15 protein-coding genes are annotated in these 15,514 nt (G+C 66.6%); 11 read left to right on the forward strand and 4 right to left on the reverse strand.

Translation table 11 applies throughout. The features are described 5' to 3' along the window. Positions 1-23: 23 nt before the first annotated feature. The gene (locus CEJ42_RS20150; RefSeq protein ID WP_158522569.1) at positions 24-1,040 is read right to left on the reverse strand and encodes a GGDEF domain-containing protein; all 1,017 of its coding nucleotides are present in this window, start codon (positions 1,038-1,040) and stop codon (positions 24-26) included. A gap of 198 nt (positions 1,041-1,238) precedes the next feature. Here CEJ42_RS20150 and CEJ42_RS20155 point away from each other — a divergent pair, with 198 nt between their 5' ends. Both CEJ42_RS20155 and CEJ42_RS20160 read left to right on the forward strand, forming a co-directional pair. Then, positions 1,239-2,009, forward strand: a complete 771-nt coding sequence (locus CEJ42_RS20155; protein ID WP_243397908.1) for a response regulator transcription factor — start codon at positions 1,239-1,241, stop codon at positions 2,007-2,009. Positions 2,010-2,117: 108 nt separating this feature from the next. Further along, on the forward strand, positions 2,118-2,756 hold the full coding sequence (locus tag CEJ42_RS20160) for a LysE family translocator (RefSeq protein ID WP_079216889.1): 639 nt from the start codon (positions 2,118-2,120) through the stop codon (positions 2,754-2,756). Positions 2,757-2,829: 73 nt separating this feature from the next. Here CEJ42_RS20160 and CEJ42_RS20165 read toward each other — a convergent pair whose 3' ends face one another. Next, on the reverse strand, positions 2,830-3,579 hold the full coding sequence (locus CEJ42_RS20165; RefSeq protein ID WP_088752307.1) for an SDR family NAD(P)-dependent oxidoreductase: 750 nt from the start codon (positions 3,577-3,579) through the stop codon (positions 2,830-2,832). Between the two features lie 200 nt (positions 3,580-3,779). Here CEJ42_RS20165 and CEJ42_RS20170 point away from each other — a divergent pair, with 200 nt between their 5' ends. Beyond that, positions 3,780-4,685, forward strand: a complete 906-nt coding sequence (locus tag CEJ42_RS20170) for a LysR family transcriptional regulator (RefSeq protein ID WP_079216887.1) — start codon at positions 3,780-3,782, stop codon at positions 4,683-4,685. 79 nt (positions 4,686-4,764) lie between these two features. Here the strand turns inward: CEJ42_RS20170 and CEJ42_RS20175 are convergent, their stop codons facing one another. Beyond that, complete coding sequence (locus CEJ42_RS20175; protein ID WP_079216886.1) at positions 4,765-5,886, reverse strand: porin; 1,122 nt, start codon at positions 5,884-5,886, stop codon at positions 4,765-4,767. 301 nt (positions 5,887-6,187) lie between these two features. Here CEJ42_RS20175 and CEJ42_RS20180 point away from each other — a divergent pair, with 301 nt between their 5' ends. Together CEJ42_RS20180 and CEJ42_RS20185 are read left to right on the forward strand one after the other, a co-directional pair. Next, the gene (locus tag CEJ42_RS20180; protein ID WP_088752308.1) at positions 6,188-6,793 is read left to right on the forward strand and encodes a phage protein NinX family protein; all 606 of its coding nucleotides are present in this window, start codon (positions 6,188-6,190) and stop codon (positions 6,791-6,793) included. A 131-nt stretch (positions 6,794-6,924) separates the two neighbouring features. Then, positions 6,925-7,557 carry a carbonic anhydrase gene (locus CEJ42_RS20185; protein ID WP_079216884.1) on the forward strand — a complete coding sequence of 211 codons (633 nt, stop codon included), beginning with the start codon at positions 6,925-6,927 and terminating at the stop codon, positions 7,555-7,557. A gap of 66 nt (positions 7,558-7,623) precedes the next feature. On the opposite strand, the gene CEJ42_RS20190 is transcribed toward CEJ42_RS20185, so the two are convergent. Then, positions 7,624-8,640, reverse strand: a complete 1,017-nt coding sequence (locus CEJ42_RS20190; protein WP_079216883.1) for a LacI family DNA-binding transcriptional regulator — start codon at positions 8,638-8,640, stop codon at positions 7,624-7,626. Here CEJ42_RS20190 and CEJ42_RS20195 point away from each other — a divergent pair. The 6 genes from CEJ42_RS20195 (at position 8,639) to CEJ42_RS20220 (ending at position 15,499) form a co-directional block, all read left to right on the forward strand. Continuing rightward, a complete protein-coding gene (locus CEJ42_RS20195) occupies positions 8,639-8,911 on the forward strand; it encodes a hypothetical protein (RefSeq protein ID WP_088752309.1) in 273 nt (90 codons plus the stop codon). The two genes, CEJ42_RS20190 and CEJ42_RS20195, sit on opposite strands and share 2 nt — an antisense overlap. 104 nt (positions 8,912-9,015) lie before the next feature. Continuing rightward, positions 9,016-10,161 carry an ABC transporter ATP-binding protein gene (locus tag CEJ42_RS20200; protein WP_079219211.1) on the forward strand — a complete coding sequence of 382 codons (1,146 nt, stop codon included), beginning with the start codon at positions 9,016-9,018 and terminating at the stop codon, positions 10,159-10,161. An 88-nt stretch (positions 10,162-10,249) separates the two neighbouring features. After that, positions 10,250-12,223 carry a beta-galactosidase gene (locus tag CEJ42_RS20205; protein WP_088752310.1) on the forward strand — a complete coding sequence of 658 codons (1,974 nt, stop codon included), beginning with the start codon at positions 10,250-10,252 and terminating at the stop codon, positions 12,221-12,223. Between the two features lie 176 nt (positions 12,224-12,399). Continuing rightward, a complete protein-coding gene (locus CEJ42_RS20210; protein ID WP_420809798.1) occupies positions 12,400-13,617 on the forward strand; it encodes an ABC transporter substrate-binding protein in 1,218 nt (405 codons plus the stop codon). 92 nt (positions 13,618-13,709) lie between these two features. Further along, a complete protein-coding gene (locus CEJ42_RS20215) occupies positions 13,710-14,639 on the forward strand; it encodes a carbohydrate ABC transporter permease (RefSeq protein WP_088752311.1) in 930 nt (309 codons plus the stop codon). A gap of 8 nt (positions 14,640-14,647) precedes the next feature. After that, the gene (locus CEJ42_RS20220; RefSeq protein WP_079216878.1) at positions 14,648-15,499 is read left to right on the forward strand and encodes a carbohydrate ABC transporter permease; all 852 of its coding nucleotides are present in this window, start codon (positions 14,648-14,650) and stop codon (positions 15,497-15,499) included. Positions 15,500-15,514 lie beyond the last annotated feature (15 nt).

A 15,514-nucleotide genomic window follows, 5' to 3' on the forward strand; every position in this document is an offset into this window, starting at 1 on the left:
GAAAGGCGTAGGCGCCTTTGTGCCTAGCCGCGCCGCTTGCAGCAATACATGGCCTGGTCGGCCCGCTGCAGCAAGACGCTGAAGTCGCAATTCTCCGCCGGCGAAATGCTGGCGATGCCGATCGACAGCGTGATGCGCTGGTGCGGCCACTGCGTGCTGTCCATGACCGCGTGGATGCGATCGGCCACCATGCCGGCGCTGGCCTCGGGCGTGCCCGGCAGGATCACGGCAAACTCATCCCCGCCCAGGCGCGCCACGAAATCGCTGCCGCGCAGCGGCATGCTCAGCACCTGGCCCAGCTTCACCAGAATGCGGTCGCCGGCCGGATGGCCGTGGGTATCGTTGTAATGCTTGAAACGGTTGACGTCGATCATCAGCAGCGACAGCGGCGCGCCGCCGCGCAGGTGGCGCGTCCATTCCTCGTGCAGGCGCTGGTCGAAGGCGCGCCGGTTGCCCACGCCCGTCAGGCCGTCGGTCAGCACCTGCTGCTGCAGGCGGCCGATTTCACGCTGCATGCACAGCCGTTCGGCCAGGTTGCGCGCCAGCAGCGGCAGGGCCGCGCGCTGCGCGGGCGTGAGCCGGCGCGCCTGGCGGTCCAGCACGCACAGCGTGCCCAGGAAGCCGTCGCCGGTATCGCCGAAGGTGGCGGCCGCGTAGAAGCGCGCGTGCGGCACCCCGGCCACCATGGGGGAGCCGGAAAATCCCGTGTGGCCGGCCAGGTCGGCGATCTCGGTGACGTCGTCGGCGCAGCCGGCCGCGGCTTCGCACAGGTTGAAGTCGGTGTTGCTGCGCAGGACCCCGCTTTGCCCGGGAAAGCGCCACCACTGACGCCGCGCGGGCGCATAGGCCGCGGCCGTCGCATCGGCGCCCGGCGCCGGCGGCGCGAAATGCCCGTGCAGCTGGGACACCATCACCATCGGCGTCTCGCACAGTTGCCCGGCCAGCGCGGTGAAGTCGCCCAGCAGCTTGCCCAGCGCCGCGTCGGGCTCGTGGGAGGGGTGTTCCGGCAGGAGGGGGGATGCCGTACGGTGGTGGTCCATGGTTCTCGTCGGCTGCAGGACGTTCATTGGGCTGGGATTCCCGATCGCGGCGGGAGCTGGGTAACGCAACGGGGGACGGGGTCGGGGCCTGCGACCGCCGTCGGCACGGCAACGAAGACAGACCCGCTGCGGGTGACTCTAACCGGGAGCGCCGCGCCTGCATATCGCAAGAAATGGGGACATCGCCATCCCGCAAGCTTGTCTACAATTGCCGCCGGGCCTGTCGGAATCTGTCAAAAAAAGCACGAGGACACGAACCTGGGCGGCAGGCCCTTCATGCTGCGTCATGCTTCGGAGAAAGCGACCGCCATCATGTTCCAATCCGTTCTTCCCGCCGGGCCTCATACGCATCCGGCGCCTTCCCTGCAGCGAATCCACCTGATGCTGGTCGACGACGACGCCGAGTTTCGCGGCGCCGTGATGGCGGCATTGCAATGTTGCTCCGATATCACGCCGGTCGCGGCCGCGGCCAGCCGCGCCGATGGACTGGCGCTGCTTTCGCGCGCGCCGGCCGACGTCATGCTGGTGGCCCCGGCCTTGCCCGATGGTTCGGGCCTGGAGGTGATCCGCGCCGCCGTGCGCCGATGGCCGGGATGCGCGGTGATGGTCGCCACCACCCTGGGCGACCGCGCCGACCTGCTCGATTGCATCGAGGCGGGCGCCGCCGGGTATTTGCCCAAGGACAGCGCGCCGGGCCACATCCTCGACGAGATCCGCGGCCTCAGCAACGGCGGCGGCAGCATCAACCCACTGATCGCGCATCGCATCCTGATGCGCTCGCGGCGCGGCGAACCGGCGCTTTCCACCTATGAGGCGCAGGCGCTGGAGCTGATCGCCCGCGGTTTTACCGCCGACGAGGCGGCGCGCCGCATGGAGGTCTCGCGGCATACCGTGTCGTCTTTCGTGCGCAGCGTGTACGCCAGGATGCAGGCGCTTGCGGCGTCGCGCCCGGATGGCCTGGCGTCTTAGCGTGCGGGCGTCACCGGCCTGGCCCAGGCCAGATTGGAGGCGGTCGCGTGCTGCCGGGCCGTTGACGGTAAAATCCGGATTCGATTTCCGCTTTCCCAAGGAAGCTCCATGGACGCCCTGTTCTTCATCCCCGTTGCCGTCATGCTGGCGCTGGTGCCCGGCCCCAACAATTTCTGCGCGCTCAACAACGGCATTCGCCGCGGCGTCGGCCCGGCCCTGCTGGCGACCTTCGGCCGCGTGACCGCGTTCGCGATCTTCCTGACCATCTCGGCGCTGGGCCTGGGCGCGATGCTGCTGGCCTCGGAAACCGCCTTCGAGGCGGTGAAATGGGTGGGCGCGCTCTACCTGTTCTACCTCGGCTGGCGCGCCTGGCGCAGCCGCGAGTTCCACGGGCTGGAGCTGGCCGATGCCGTCGCCGTGCCGGGCAAGGCCGCGCCGGCGCAGAAGGGCGTGGGCGCGCTGGCCATGCAGGAGTTTCTGCTGGGCATCACCAATCCCAAGGCCATCATGCTGTTCGCGGCGATCTTCCCGCAGTTCATCGACCAGTCGCGCCCCGCCGCGCACCAGTTCCTGGTGCTGGGCTCGATCTACCTGGCCGCCGAGTTCGTCTCGACCGCCGTGTATTCGCTGTGCGGCACGCAGATCCGCCATTTCATCCGCACCTCGCGCGGCGTGGCCCGGCTCAACAAGCTGACCGGCGGGTTCTTCATCGGCGCGGGCGCCTTGTTGCTGGCCGCCCGCCAGTAGGCGCCGCTTACTCGCACGGAAAAAGGCCACCCGAGGGTGGCCTTTTTGCTGTCCTGCCTGCGGGTTGCGGCAATCAGATTTGCGCCATGCCGCCGTCGACGAACAGTTCGATGCCGTTGACGAAGCTGGCGGCGTCGGAGGCCAGGAAGGCCACCGCGCGGCCGATCTCGCTAGGCTCGCCCAGGCGGCCCAGCGGCACCTGCGAGGCCAGGAAGTCATACAGGCCCTGGCGCGCATCGTCGGGCACCAGGCCGCCCAGGCCGGGCGTGCGGATCGGGCCGGGGCTGATGGCGTTGACGCGGATGCCGCGGTCCTTCAGGTCCAGCGCCCAGGAGCGGGCGAAGTTGCGCACGGCGGCCTTGCTGGCGCTGTAGACGCTGAAGTTGGCGGTGCCCTGGATCGAGGTGGTCGACGAGGTGAGGATCACCGAGGCGCCGTCGGTCAGCAGCGGCAGCGCCTTTTGCACGGTGAACAGCACGCCGCGCACATTGGTGCCGAAGATGCGGTCGAAGTGTTCCTCGGTGATCGCGCCCAGCGGCATCATGTCGCCGCCGCCGGCGTTGGCGAACAGGATATCCAGCTTGCCTTCGCTCTTGGCGATGCGGGCGTACACCGCGTCCAGGTCGGCCAGCACCGAGGCGTCGGCGCGGATGCCGGTGGCGGCGCTGCCGATGGCGGCGACCGCGGCATCCAGCTCGGCCTGGCGGCGGCCGGTGATGAAGACTTTGGCGCCTTGCGCCGCCAGTTCCTGGGCGGTGGCCAGGCCGATGCCGGTGGTGCCGCCGGTTACCAGTGCGATCTTGCCGTCGAGTTGCTTGTTCATGGTCTTGCTCCTTTTTCGTCGATGAGGGATGGGTAATGCCTGTTGCGATCCGCGTCCGCTTGCCTTGGTTTGGCCGCTGTGTCGTGCAGGCATGGAGCTACTTTAGCGATCCGTCGTTTATTGAAAAAGTATGTAAAATGAAAATGACTATCCATGTACATGGATAATAAGCATCGTCGCACCCCTGCAAGGAAAATCAAATGGACCAGATACAGGCCATCAGGGCCTTCGCCCGCGTGGTGGAAGCCGGCAACTTCACGCGCGCCGCCGATTCGCTGGAGATGCCCAACGCCACGCTGAGCAAGCTGGTGCAGGAGCTGGAGGCGCATCTGGGCATCCGCCTGCTGCAGCGGACCACGCGCCGCGTGAGCGTCACCCCGGAGGGGCAGGACTATTACGAGAAGACCATGCGCATCCTGCGCGACCTGGAAGATGTCGATACCTCCTTCAACGCCGCCCGCAGCAAGCCGCGCGGCCAACTGCGCATCGACGTCGGCGGCTCCACCGCGCGCGACGTGCTGATCCCGGCGCTGCCGGAGTTCATGGCCCTGTATCCCGACATCCGGATCGACCTCGGCGTGTCCGACCGCGCGGTGGACCTGATCGGCGACAGCGTCGACTGCGTCATCCGCGGCGGCGCGCTGGACAATTCATCGCTGGTGGCGCGCAAGATCGGCCAGGCGCGCATGGTCACCTGCGCCACGCCGGCCTACCTGAAGCAATACGGGGTGCCGGCCTATCCGGAGGAGCTGAAGAACGGCCATCGCCTGGTGAGCTACGTGACGACCCAGAACGGCCGCGCCATGCCTTTTCGTTTCGAGCGCGACGGCGAGAAGAGCGAGATCAAGATCGAGCACCGCATCGGCATCAACGAGAGCAACGCTCACCTGGCGGCGGGGCTGGCGGGCCTGGGCATCATCCAGACCTTTTCCTACGCGGCCGGCCCGTCGCTGAAGGACGGCGCGCTGGTGGAGATTCTCAAGAAATGGCGGCCGGCGGCCTATCCGTTCTACGTGGTGTATCCGCAGAGCCGGCACCTGACGCATCGCCTGCGGGTGTTCATCGACTGGCTGGTCGAGGTCTTCCCGGGGCGCATCGGCGCTTGAGCGGCGGGCAAAAAAAAAAGCAGGGGCCGCGAGGCGCCCTGCAAAAAGTGAGACCCATCTCCTCAAGACTGCGTGCGGCTCAGAACTTGTGCCGCACGCCCACACGCACCACATTCTGCGTACTGTCGTCGCTGGGCGAGGACGAGTAGGCGGCATTGACCACGCCGGGGTTGACGGTGTCGCGGGCGCGCTGGTTGCTGTACATCGCATACAGGTCGGTGCGTTTGGACAGGTAGTAGTCGACGCCGACATTGAGCTGGGTGGTCGAGACCCGCGTCGCGCCGGCGCCGGCGCGGCGGATGTTGGCGCGGTCGTGGATCACGCTGCCCAGCAGGTGCAGGTTGGGGGAGAGCGTGTAGTCCACGCCCAGGTCGAACACGTTGGCCTTTTCCGCCGTGGTGATGTTGACCAGGCCGGTGGAGGCCACGGTCGCCGCCGACGGGCGCCTGATCTGCGACCAGGCGCCGTACAGTTTGGCCGGTCCGAACTGGTAGCTGGCGCCCAGGGTGAAGGTCTTCAGGTCGGTGTCGCCCGCCTGCGCGGCGCCGGAGGTGGCGGCCAGCTTGCTCTGGTAATAGCCCGCGCCGACGCCGAAGGGGCCGTTGGCGTAGTTGCCGGCGATGCCGAAGGACTGGCCCGCCGAATTGTTGCCCGCCACTTCACCGAAGCCGTAGAACAGGCTGCCGGTAAAGCCGGAGAGATTGGCGGTGTCGTAGCGCACCGCATTGTCGGTGCGCGCGCCGCCGGCGGTGCGGTCGAGGTTGTTGAAGTGGCCGCCCTTGATGCCGTTGCCGCCGAAGGTCTGCACCGAGGTGTACTTGGCGCCGATGTCTTCCAGGTAATCGGTCTGGCGGCCGAGGGTGACGGTGCCGAAGGCGCCCGACAGGCCGACCACCGACTTGCGGTCGAACAGGGTGTTGGCGGTGCCCATGCCGCCGGTGTCGGCGTTGAAACCGTTTTCCAGGTTGAAGACGGCGGACAGGCCGCCGCCCAGGTCTTCGACACCCTTGAAGCCGATGCGCGACGTCGCCAGGTCGCCGGAGTCGACGCTGAAGCGGCTGCCGTTGTTGGCGCCGACCTTGCTGGTATAGGTCAGGCCGGTGTCGATGACGCCGTAGAGCGTGACGCTGCTTTGCGCCATCGTCTGCGCGTGAGCGCCGGCCAGCGCGAGGCCGGCCATGGCGATTGCGGTTTTTTTCATGTGTTCCCCTGTAATGGATTGGATGGACGGGCACACTGGCCCGGTCTCTTTCCGTGCGCCGGAAGCTGGCGCTTCCGCGCGGCGGACATCCTGCGGTATCGCCTCTGGGCGACCCGTAAATGGAAGGCGATGCGCCGGCAATTCTATGTGCGGCGGCGCATAGGGATTATCTCCGCGTTCTTATCTTCGTAATATCCTTGTGTATATAACGTGCGATTGCCCGCGTGCCGGCGCTGCAGGCAGGCGAGGCGGCGCGGTACAATCCGCGCCGCCTTCCATCAACTGCACAAGCGATATCAGCATGACCACCATCTACGTCAACGACCTCAGCGGCATCGATCTGGATTTCTGGGTGGCCAGGGCCGAAGGCATCGACGCCGTGCGCACCGCGCAGGCCTGCCTGGTCGCGTATCGCCGCAACGACGCCGGCGCCCTGGAGGGAATGCCCTATTCGCCGACCCGTGACCCGCAGGCGAGCGGGCCGCTGATCGTGAAGCACGGCGTCGACATCTTCGAGAGCGGCGGCCGCTGGGCGGCCGAGCTCAAGGGCCGCGATACGCCCTGGGGCAACGGCGCGACGCCGGTGGAGGCGGCCCTGCGCGCCATCGTGGCGGCCAGGTTCGGCGACGCGGTCCAGGATGCGGAAGCGGCGCTGCCGCTATCGTGCTTCTGGCTGATGTTCGTGGCGGCAGGCAGCACGCCGCCGCACCTGCTCGGCCATGCCATCATCGAAGCGCGAGACATGAACCACGCGATGGAATGCGCGCGCGGGCTGGGCCTGCATCCGGGTGCCGATGTGCGCGTCTACCGCGTCAACGACGACGACGCGCACCACATCGCCGCCGATATGCGCAACCGCCTGCTGAGCGCGGAGGAGGCTGCAAGCCTGGGCTGGCAGGAGCAGTAAGGACCGGGCGCCGGCGCGGGCTCAGTCCGGCCGGCGCGGCCCATGCCGCGTAACCGGCGCAGCTGTCCAAGTTACAGTTTCGCCGCAAAAAAAGGCGATAATGCGGGTTCGAAAACTATTCCTTTTCATCCATGCAAGAAATCATCAACGGCTTCCTACGCTTCCAACAAGACGTCTTTCCTTCCCGCAAGGAATTGTTCAAGACACTGGCAACCGGTCAGACGCCCAAGGCGCTGTTCATCTCCTGTTCCGACAGCCGGATGGTGCCCGAGCTCGTGACGCAGCGTGAGCCGGGTGATTTGTTCGTGATGCGCAATGCCGGCAACATCGTCCCCTCGTTCGGTCCCGAACCCGGCGGCGTGAGCGCCACCGTGGAATACGCGGTCGCGCAGCTGAAGGTGACCGACATCGTCATCTGCGGTCACTCCGACTGCGGCGCGATGAAGGCGGTGGCGACCTGCGCCTGCCTGGACCACATGCCGGCGGTCAAGCACTGGCTGCGCTATGCCGACGCCGCGCGCATGATCAACGAGTCGCGCAACCACGCCACCGAGATCGAACGCATCGACGGCATGGTGCGCGAGAACGTCATCGCCCAGCTCAACAATATCCGCACCCATCCCTCGGTATCGCTGGCGCTGTCGCAAGGTCGCCTGGCGCTGCACGGCTGGGTGTACGACATCGAAGCCGGCACCATCGACGCGCTCGATGAAGCCACGCAGACCTTCGTGCCGCTGGCCGAGCATCCGGCCACGCAGCGCTGATCCGCGCCAGGCAAAAAAAAGCCACCTTCGGGTGGCTTTTTCGTTTCTGGAGATGCGCCTGCGCGTTCAGCGTTTCTTCGGCGGCGCGGTGGAGGCGCGCCGGACCAGTTCCGGCGTCGCCGTCACGCGCATGACGGGCGATTTGCTGCTGCGGTTGATCAACGCGAGCAGCAGTTCGATCGACATCTCGGCGGCGCTGTCGGTGGGCACCGCCACCGTGGTCAATGCGGGGCGCGACAGGCGCGCCCACTGGATGTCGGTGATGCCGATCACCGAGATGTCGCGCGGCACGTTCAGTCCCATGTCGGCGATGGCGTTCATGGCGCCCAGCGCGGGCAGATCGTTGCTGGCGAAGATGGCGGTCAGCTGCGGGAATTCCTTGAGCATGGCCATCGTCGCATCGTAGCCGGCGGCCACCGTATCGGGGATGTAGCGCGTGCGCTCCTGCGCATGCTTGCGCCCGGCCTCGGCGCAGGCGTCGAGGTAGCCGCGATAGCGCTCGGCGTGGATGCCGTTCTTCTTGCTGCCGACCAGCGCGCCGATGTCGCGATGCCCGAGCTCGATCAGGTGTCGCCCGGCGATCGCGCCGGCGGCCCGGAAGTCGACCGCGATGCTGGGCAGCTCGGGCGGCGCATCAGGCTTTTCCCACATGCACAGCACTACCGGCGCGCCGCGCTTTTCGGTCTTCTTGAGATCGTCCATCGGCAGGTTGGCGTTCATGATCAGCACGCCGTCGGACAAGGTGCCCGCGATCTGGTCGAGATAGGCGCGTCCGGTGGCCGGATCGTCGTTGGTGTTGCATACGATCAGGAAGCGGCCGTGGGCGCGCGCCGCGCGTTCGGCGGCCAGCGCAAATTCGGGATAGAAGGGGTTGGCGATGCTGGACACCATCAGCGCCAGCGTGGGCGCGCGGCCCTCGGCCAGCGCGCGCGCCGTCAGGTGCGGCCGGTATCCGAGCTGTTCCACCGCCTCCAGCACGCGCAGGCGGGTCTGCTCGCCCACCTTGCCGCGCTGGCGCAGGACATTCGAAACGGTGGCGGAGGTGACGCCGGCCAGGCGGGCGACTTCGGATAGGGTGGTCATGGGCGATGGAAATGAGAGCCTTCGCATTCAATCGTCTATCGCCCACCTTGTCAACGAGCCCGGCCAGGGCATCGAATTGCAGCAGTGCAATGCGGCGCGCCGCACGGAAGAGCTGGCGCGGGGATTCGCAGAATTCCTGTTGCGTCCCAAAACCAAGATCGGTATTATCCAACGCAACAACAGAAAAAATCGGCATCACGATCAGAACAACGATGCGGAGACACAGTCAGAAAAATTGCAACGAACCAGGCATTCGCCTGTTTTTTTGTAAATTTAAATTAAGCGCTTAACCTCAAGCCGGCCGTGGATTTCACGGCGACAGAAAGCGGCCGCCTTTGCCGCGTGCGGTGTGATTCATTCTTTTGGGAATAGATGATGGCCAGCATTACCTTGCGTGCAGCACAGAAAGCCTACGGCGACGCCTTGCCGGTGATTCGCGACGTCGACCTGAACATCGGCGAGCATGAATTCTGCGTCTTCCTCGGTCCCTCGGGATGCGGCAAGTCGACGCTGCTGCGCGTGATCGCGGGCCTGGAAGACCTCAGCAGCGGCGACCTGTATATCGGCGACAAGCGCATGAACGAGGTGCCCTCGGCGCAGCGTTCGGTGGCCATGGTGTTCCAGAGCTATGCGCTGTTTCCGCACATGACCGTCTTCGAGAACATGAGCTTCGGCCTCACCCTGGCCAAGCTGCCCAAGGCCGAGATCGAGCAGAAGGTGAAGGAAGCCGCGCGCGTGCTGCAGCTGGAAGAACTGCTGCAGCGCAAGCCCAAGGAGCTCTCGGGCGGGCAGCGCCAGCGCGTGGCCATCGGCCGCGCCATCGTGCGCCGTCCCGGCGTGTTCCTGTTCGACGAGCCGCTGTCCAACCTCGACGCCACGCTGCGCAGCCAGACCCGCATCGAGATCGCGCGCCTGCATCGCCAGTTCGAGCAGGCCAGCGTGGTCTACGTGACGCACGACCAGGTCGAGGCGATGACGCTGGCCGACCGCATCGTGCTGCTGCACGCGGGCGCCGACACGGCGCGCTTCGGCAGCATCGCCCAGGTGGGTACGCCGATGGAGCTGTACCACCACCCGCGCAACCGTTTCGTCGCCGGCTTCATCGGTTCGCCGCGCATGAACTTCATGCCGGCGCAGGTCGAGGGCGTGGAGGGCGCACATGTGACCGTGCGCCTGAACGCCACCGGCGAGAAGCTGGTGGTGGCCGTCCACGGCGCCCGCGTCGAGCCGGGCGAAAGCGTCACCCTGGGCGTGCGGCCCGAGCACATGGATATCGCCGACAACCGGTCGGCCGGCCTCACGCGTGAAGTGGTGCTGGTCGAGCGCTTGGGCGAACAGACTTATGTGCACCTGGACGAGCCGGGCGGCCAGCCGCTGGTGGCCAAGGTGCCGGGCAACGCGCAGATCGCGCGCGGCGAGCGGCTGCGCTTCGGCGTGGCGGCGGACTGCGCCTATCTCTTTGACAGCGACGGCATCGCGCTGGAGCGCCGGCCGGCGGCAAGCCTGGCCGCGGCGGCCTGAGGGCCGGCTCGCGGCAGTATCCGAGCATCGCGGCGCCGACCCGGCGCTGCGCAATCTTCACCCACAACAACCCGGAGGAGTTTCATCCATGTCGATACGATTGGGGGTCTGCTACTACCCCGAACACTGGCCCGAAGCAATGTGGGAGAGCGACGCGCAGCGCATGAAGGCGCTGGGCATCAAGCAGGTGCGTATCGGCGAATTCGCCTGGAGCCGGATCGAGCCTGCGCCGGGCGAGCTGCAGTGGGACTGGCTGGACCGCGCCATCGAAGTGCTGGCCGCACAGGGCCTGGAAGTGGTGATGTGCACGCCCACCGCGACGCCGCCCAAGTGGCTGGTCGACCGCCACGACGACGTGCTGGCGGTCGACGCCAACGGACGCAAGCGCCACTTCGGTTCGCGCCGCCATTACGATTTTTCGTCCGACTCCTACTTCGAAGAATCGCAGCGCATCGTGCGCCTGCTGGCGCAGCGCTACGGCAAACATCCCGCGGTCACCGCCTGGCAGACCGACAACGAGTACGGCTGCCACCAGACCGTGGTCAGCTATTCGTCGTCCGCGCAGCGCCGTTTCCGTTCGTGGCTGCGCGCCCGTTACGGCAGCATCGAGGCGCTCAACGCGGCCTGGGGCACGGTGTTCTGGAGCATGGAATACCGCAGCTTCGACGAGATCGACGCGCCGGTGGGCACCGTGACCGAGGCGCATCCTTCGCACCGCCTCGACTACCGCCGCTTCGCCTCTGACGAGGTGGCGCGCTACAACCGCATGCAGGTCGAGATCCTGCGCGCGCATGCGCCCGGCCGGCTGATGGTGCACAACTTCATGCAGATGTTCCTCGAGTTCGACCACTACTCGGTGGCGGCCGACCTCGACGTGGCGACCTGGGACAGCTACCCGCTGGGCGCGCTGGAAGAGATGTGGTTCGCGCCGGAGGTGAAGGCGCGCTGGCTGCGCACCGGCCATCCCGATTTCGCCAGCTTCAACCATGACCTGTATCGCGGCATGTCGGCCCAGCCCTTCTGGGTCATGGAGCAGCAGCCGGGGCCGGTCAACTGGGCGCACTGGAACCCGCACCCGCTGCCCGGCATGGTGCGCCTGTGGAGCTGGGAAGCCTTCGCCCACGGCGCCGGCTGCGTCTCCTACTTCCGCTGGCGCCAGGTGCCGTTCGGGCAGGAGCAGATGCACGCCGGGCTGAACCGTCCCGACAATCGCCTGGACGTCGGCGGCGCCGAAGCCGAACGCGTGGCGCTGGAAATCGGCCAGGTGGAACAGGCGGCCGGCGAGCTGGCGCAGCCGCACGGCAAGGTCGCGCTGCTGTTCGACTACAGCGCCAAGTGGCTGTTCGAGATCCATCACCAGGGCGCCGACTTCCACTATCCGCGCTTCGCCTTCGAGTATTACTCGGCGCTGCGCGCGCTGGGACTGGACGTGGACATCGTGCCGGTGCACGCGCCGCTCGACGGCTACGCGATGATCGTGGTGCCGCCGCTGCCCATCGTGCCCGACGACCTGCCGGCCCGCCTGCAGGCCAGCGGCGCGCAGGTGGTGCTGGGGCCGCGCAGCGGCTCCAAGACGGTGTCGCTGCAGATCCCCGGCAGCCTGCCGCCCGGTCCGCTGCAGCAGATCCTGCCGGTGCGCGTGTGGCGCGTCGAGTCGATGCGCCCCAACATCACCGAGCCGGTGGCGCTGGGCGATTGCCAGGGCCAGGCCTCGCACTGGCGCGACCTGGTCGAGCTGGAAGGCGAGGGCGTGCAGGCGGTGGCAAGTTTCGGCGACGGCCATCCCGCCATCGTCAGGCGCGAGCGTGTACATTACCTCGCCGGCATCTTCGACGAGGCGCTCACGCAAGCCTATCTGGAGCAGGTGGCGCGCGCCGCCGGCCTGGCGCCGCAGCGCCTGCCGCAGGGCCTGCGCCTGCAGCGCCGCGGCGGCCTGACTTTCGCGCTGAACTACGCCGACGCGCCGCTGGCGCTGCCGGACACCGACGGCGCGGCCTTCATCGTCGGCGGCCCGCAGCTGGAGCCGCAGGGCGTGGCGATCTACCGGACCACGCAGCAGTAAGAGGCGCAAGAACAGGAATAGCAACACTCTGGAAGACAGCGCGGCGCGCGGCGACCTGAAGATCGTCGCCGCGAAGCCGGCGCGCAAGCAGGCGGACAAGAACCTGTGCAAAAGAGCAAGAACAACGCTGTTGTGAACACAATCACTCGGAGACAACGATGAAAAATCTGATTCGCATGGGCCTGCTGGCCGCCGCGGCCACCGCAGCCGTATCGGCCGCCGCCGGCACGCTGTCCGTCAACATCGCCTACAAGGGCGCGGTGCAGCGCACCGTCTGGCAATCCACGCTGGATGAATTCAAGAAGGCCAATCCCGATGTCGACATCAAGGTCGCCTTCGTCGAGGAAGAGGCCTACAAGGTGCAGCTGCCCGGCTGGCTGTCGACCCAGGCGCCGGACATCATCAACTGGCACAACGGCGAGCGCATGGCCTTCTACGCCAGCCGCGGCCTGCTGGAAGATGTGAGCGAGGACTGGAAGAAGAACGGCTGGGACGCTTCCTATGCCTCGACCAAAGAGGCCTCGTCCTACCAGGGCAAGCAATATGCGCTGCCCACCGTCTACTACTCCTGGGGCATGTTCTACCGCAAGGACATCTTCAAGACCGCCGGCATCGCCGCCGAGCCCAAGACCTGGGACGAGTTCCTGGACGCCTGCAAGAAGCTCAAGGCCTCCGGCGTCACGCCGCTGGCCGTGGGCGGGCGCGACGCCTGGACCCTGGCCGGCTGGTTCGACTACCTGGACCTGCGCCTGAACGGCAACGCCTTCCACCAGCAACTGATGGCCGGCGAGATCGCCTACACCGACGCGCGCGTCAAGAAGGTCTACACCGCGTGGAAGACGCTGATCGACAACAAGTACTTCATCGACAATGCGCTCTCCTACGACCTCGATGGCGCCCAGCCCTTCCTGTTCCAGGGCAAGGCGGCCATGATGCTGATGGGCACCTTCATCGCCAAGGGCTTCCCCGCCAAGATGGCGCCCAACATGGGCTACTTCCAGTTCCCCATCATCGACGCCAAGGTGCCGACCGCCGAGGAAGGCCCGACCGAATCCATCCACATCCCCAGCAAGGCCCGCAACAAGGCCGACGCGCGTCGCTTCCTGGCCTTCGTCGGCACGCCGGCGATCAGCGCCAAGCTGGCCGACGGCCTCGGTTCGCTGCCGGCCAACAGCAAGTCGCCCGAGCCGACCGAGCCGATCTCGCGCATCGGTTTCCAGATCCTCTCCAACGCCCAGGGCGGCGTGGCGCAGTTCTATGACCGCGACATGACCAAGGAGATGGCCGACGAAGGCATGAAGGGCATGCAGAAGTTCGTCAGCGACACCGGCAAGATCGACGAAGTGTTGAACGAGCTGGAACAAAGCCGCAAGCGCATCTACAAGAAGTCCTGATCCGCCGCCGCGCGAAGTTCGCCCGCGCTGCCGGGCGGGCTTCGCCGTCCAGGCATCGCCGTCGCACCATTCGCATTACAGGAGTCCATCCCATGCTTGCGCAAACGCCCGCCATCAATCCGCCCAAGAGCGCCGCCGAAGCGCCCGCCGCGGCTGCGGCATCGAAGCGGCGCACCGCCGCGCGCAGGAACCGCGCCGCCGTCTGGTTCCTGGCGCCGGCCTGCGCGATGACCTTGATCTACGTGCTGTATCCGATCGCGTACACCATCTATCTCAGCTTCTTCAACTGGGACGGCATGACCCGGCCGCAGTTCGTCGGACTGGCGAACTATGTCGAGCTGCTGCATGCGCCGACCTTCTACACCGCGCTCAGGAACAACCTGGCCTGGCTGCTGGCCTTCCTGCTGGCGCCGCCCATGGGGCTGTCCATCGCGCTCTACCTGAACCAGAAGGTGCGCGGCATGCGCGTGGTCAAGGCGCTGTTCTTCGCGCCCTTCGTGCTCTCCGGCGTGGTGGTCGGCCTGATCTTCAGCTGGTTCTACGATCCCAGCTTCGGCCTGCTGTCGCTGCTGCTGGGCCACGGCATCCCGGTGCTGGGCGACGCCCGCTACGTCACCTTCGGCATCATCTTCGCGGCGCTGTGGCCGCAGACCGCTTATTGCATGATCCTGTTCCTGACCGGGCTGACCGCGATCAACAACGACCAGATCGAGGCCGCGCGCATGGAAGGCGCCAGGGGCTGGACCATGTTGCGCCACGTGATCCTGCCGCAGCTGCGGCCGACCACCTTCATGGCCTTCGTGGTCAGCATCATCGGCGCGCTGCGCAGCTTCGACCTGATCTCGGTGATGAGCAGCGGCGGCCCCTACGAGAGCTCCACCGTGCTCGCCTACTATGCCTACGACCAGGCCATCAAGTATTACCGGCAGGGCTATTCGGCGGCGATCGCCGTGACGCTCTTCGCCATCATGCTGGTCTACATCGTCTACCAACTGCGCCGCATGCTGCGCTCGGAACGCTAGGAGAATCCATGTTCCCGATGCCGATAGAAAAATGGAAGCCCATCCCGCGCCTGGCCTACCAGCTCTCGCTGCCGGTGGCGCTGATGATCTGGCTGCTGCCGATGCTGACCGCGCTGGTGACCTCGGTGCGCTCCAACGACGAACTGATGGCCGGCAACTACTGGGGCTGGCCGCAGGATTTTGCGATGCTGGAGAACTACCGCGAAGCGCTGACCGCCTCGCCGATGCTGCATTACTTCTGGAACAGCTGCCTCATCACCGTGCCCTCGGTGATCGGCGCCATCTCGCTGGCGGCGATGGCGGGCTACGCCTTGTCGACCTACCAGTTCCGCGGCAACACGCTGCTGTTCGCCACCTTCGTAGCCTGCAACTTCGTGCCGCAGCAGATCCTGATGATCCCGGTGCGCGACCTGTCGCTGTCGCTGGGCCTGTTCAACACCGTCACCGGCATGGTGCTGTTCCACGTGGCGATGCAGACCGGTTTTTGCACGCTGTTCCTGCGCAACTTCATCAAGCAGCTGCCGTTCGAGATGATCGAGGCCGCGCGCATCGAGGGCGCAAGCGAATGGACGGTGTTCTACCGCATCGTGCTGCCGCTGATCCGTCCCGCGCTGGCGGCGCTGGCGGTGCTGGTGTTCACCTTCGTTTGGAACGACTATTTCTGGGCGCTGTGCCTCACTCAGGGCGACGACGTGGCGCCGATCACGGTCGGCGTGGCGGCCTTGCGCGGGCAGTGGACCACCGCCTGGAACCTGGTGTCGGCCGGTTCCATCCTCGCGGCGTTGCCGTCGGTGTTGCTGTTCTTCGTGATGCAGAAGCAGTTCGTGGCCGGGCTGACCTTTGGCGCCAGCAAGGGCTGAGGCTACCCGCGCACA

The organism is Herbaspirillum robiniae, from assembly GCF_002213415.1.
Taxonomy (GTDB): Bacteria; Pseudomonadota; Gammaproteobacteria; order Burkholderiales; family Burkholderiaceae_D; genus Herbaspirillum; species Herbaspirillum robiniae.

Bases quoted from the DNA above. Each gene is read 5' to 3' on its own strand.
- CEJ42_RS20150 (WP_158522569.1), bottom strand. From the start codon at position 1,040: ATGGACCACCACCGTACGGCATCCCCCCTCCTGCCGGAACACCCCTCC.
- CEJ42_RS20160 (WP_079216889.1), top strand. From the start codon at position 2,118: ATGGACGCCCTGTTCTTCATCCCCGTTGCCGTCATGCTGGCGCTGGTG.
- CEJ42_RS20165 (WP_088752307.1), bottom strand. From the start codon at position 3,579: ATGAACAAGCAACTCGACGGCAAGATCGCACTGGTAACCGGCGGCACC.
- CEJ42_RS20170 (WP_079216887.1), top strand. From the start codon at position 3,780: ATGGACCAGATACAGGCCATCAGGGCCTTCGCCCGCGTGGTGGAAGCC.
- CEJ42_RS20175 (WP_079216886.1), bottom strand. From the start codon at position 5,886: ATGAAAAAAACCGCAATCGCCATGGCCGGCCTCGCGCTGGCCGGCGCT.
- CEJ42_RS20180 (WP_088752308.1), top strand. From the start codon at position 6,188: ATGACCACCATCTACGTCAACGACCTCAGCGGCATCGATCTGGATTTC.
- CEJ42_RS20185 (WP_079216884.1), top strand. From the start codon at position 6,925: ATGCAAGAAATCATCAACGGCTTCCTACGCTTCCAACAAGACGTCTTT.
- CEJ42_RS20195 (WP_088752309.1), top strand. From the start codon at position 8,639: ATGGGCGATGGAAATGAGAGCCTTCGCATTCAATCGTCTATCGCCCAC.
- CEJ42_RS20190 (WP_079216883.1), bottom strand. From the start codon at position 8,640: ATGACCACCCTATCCGAAGTCGCCCGCCTGGCCGGCGTCACCTCCGCC.
- CEJ42_RS20200 (WP_079219211.1), top strand. From the start codon at position 9,016: ATGGCCAGCATTACCTTGCGTGCAGCACAGAAAGCCTACGGCGACGCC.
- CEJ42_RS20205 (WP_088752310.1), top strand. From the start codon at position 10,250: ATGTCGATACGATTGGGGGTCTGCTACTACCCCGAACACTGGCCCGAA.
- CEJ42_RS20210 (WP_420809798.1), top strand. From the start codon at position 12,400: ATGGGCCTGCTGGCCGCCGCGGCCACCGCAGCCGTATCGGCCGCCGCC.
- CEJ42_RS20215 (WP_088752311.1), top strand. From the start codon at position 13,710: ATGCTTGCGCAAACGCCCGCCATCAATCCGCCCAAGAGCGCCGCCGAA.
- CEJ42_RS20220 (WP_079216878.1), top strand. From the start codon at position 14,648: ATGTTCCCGATGCCGATAGAAAAATGGAAGCCCATCCCGCGCCTGGCC.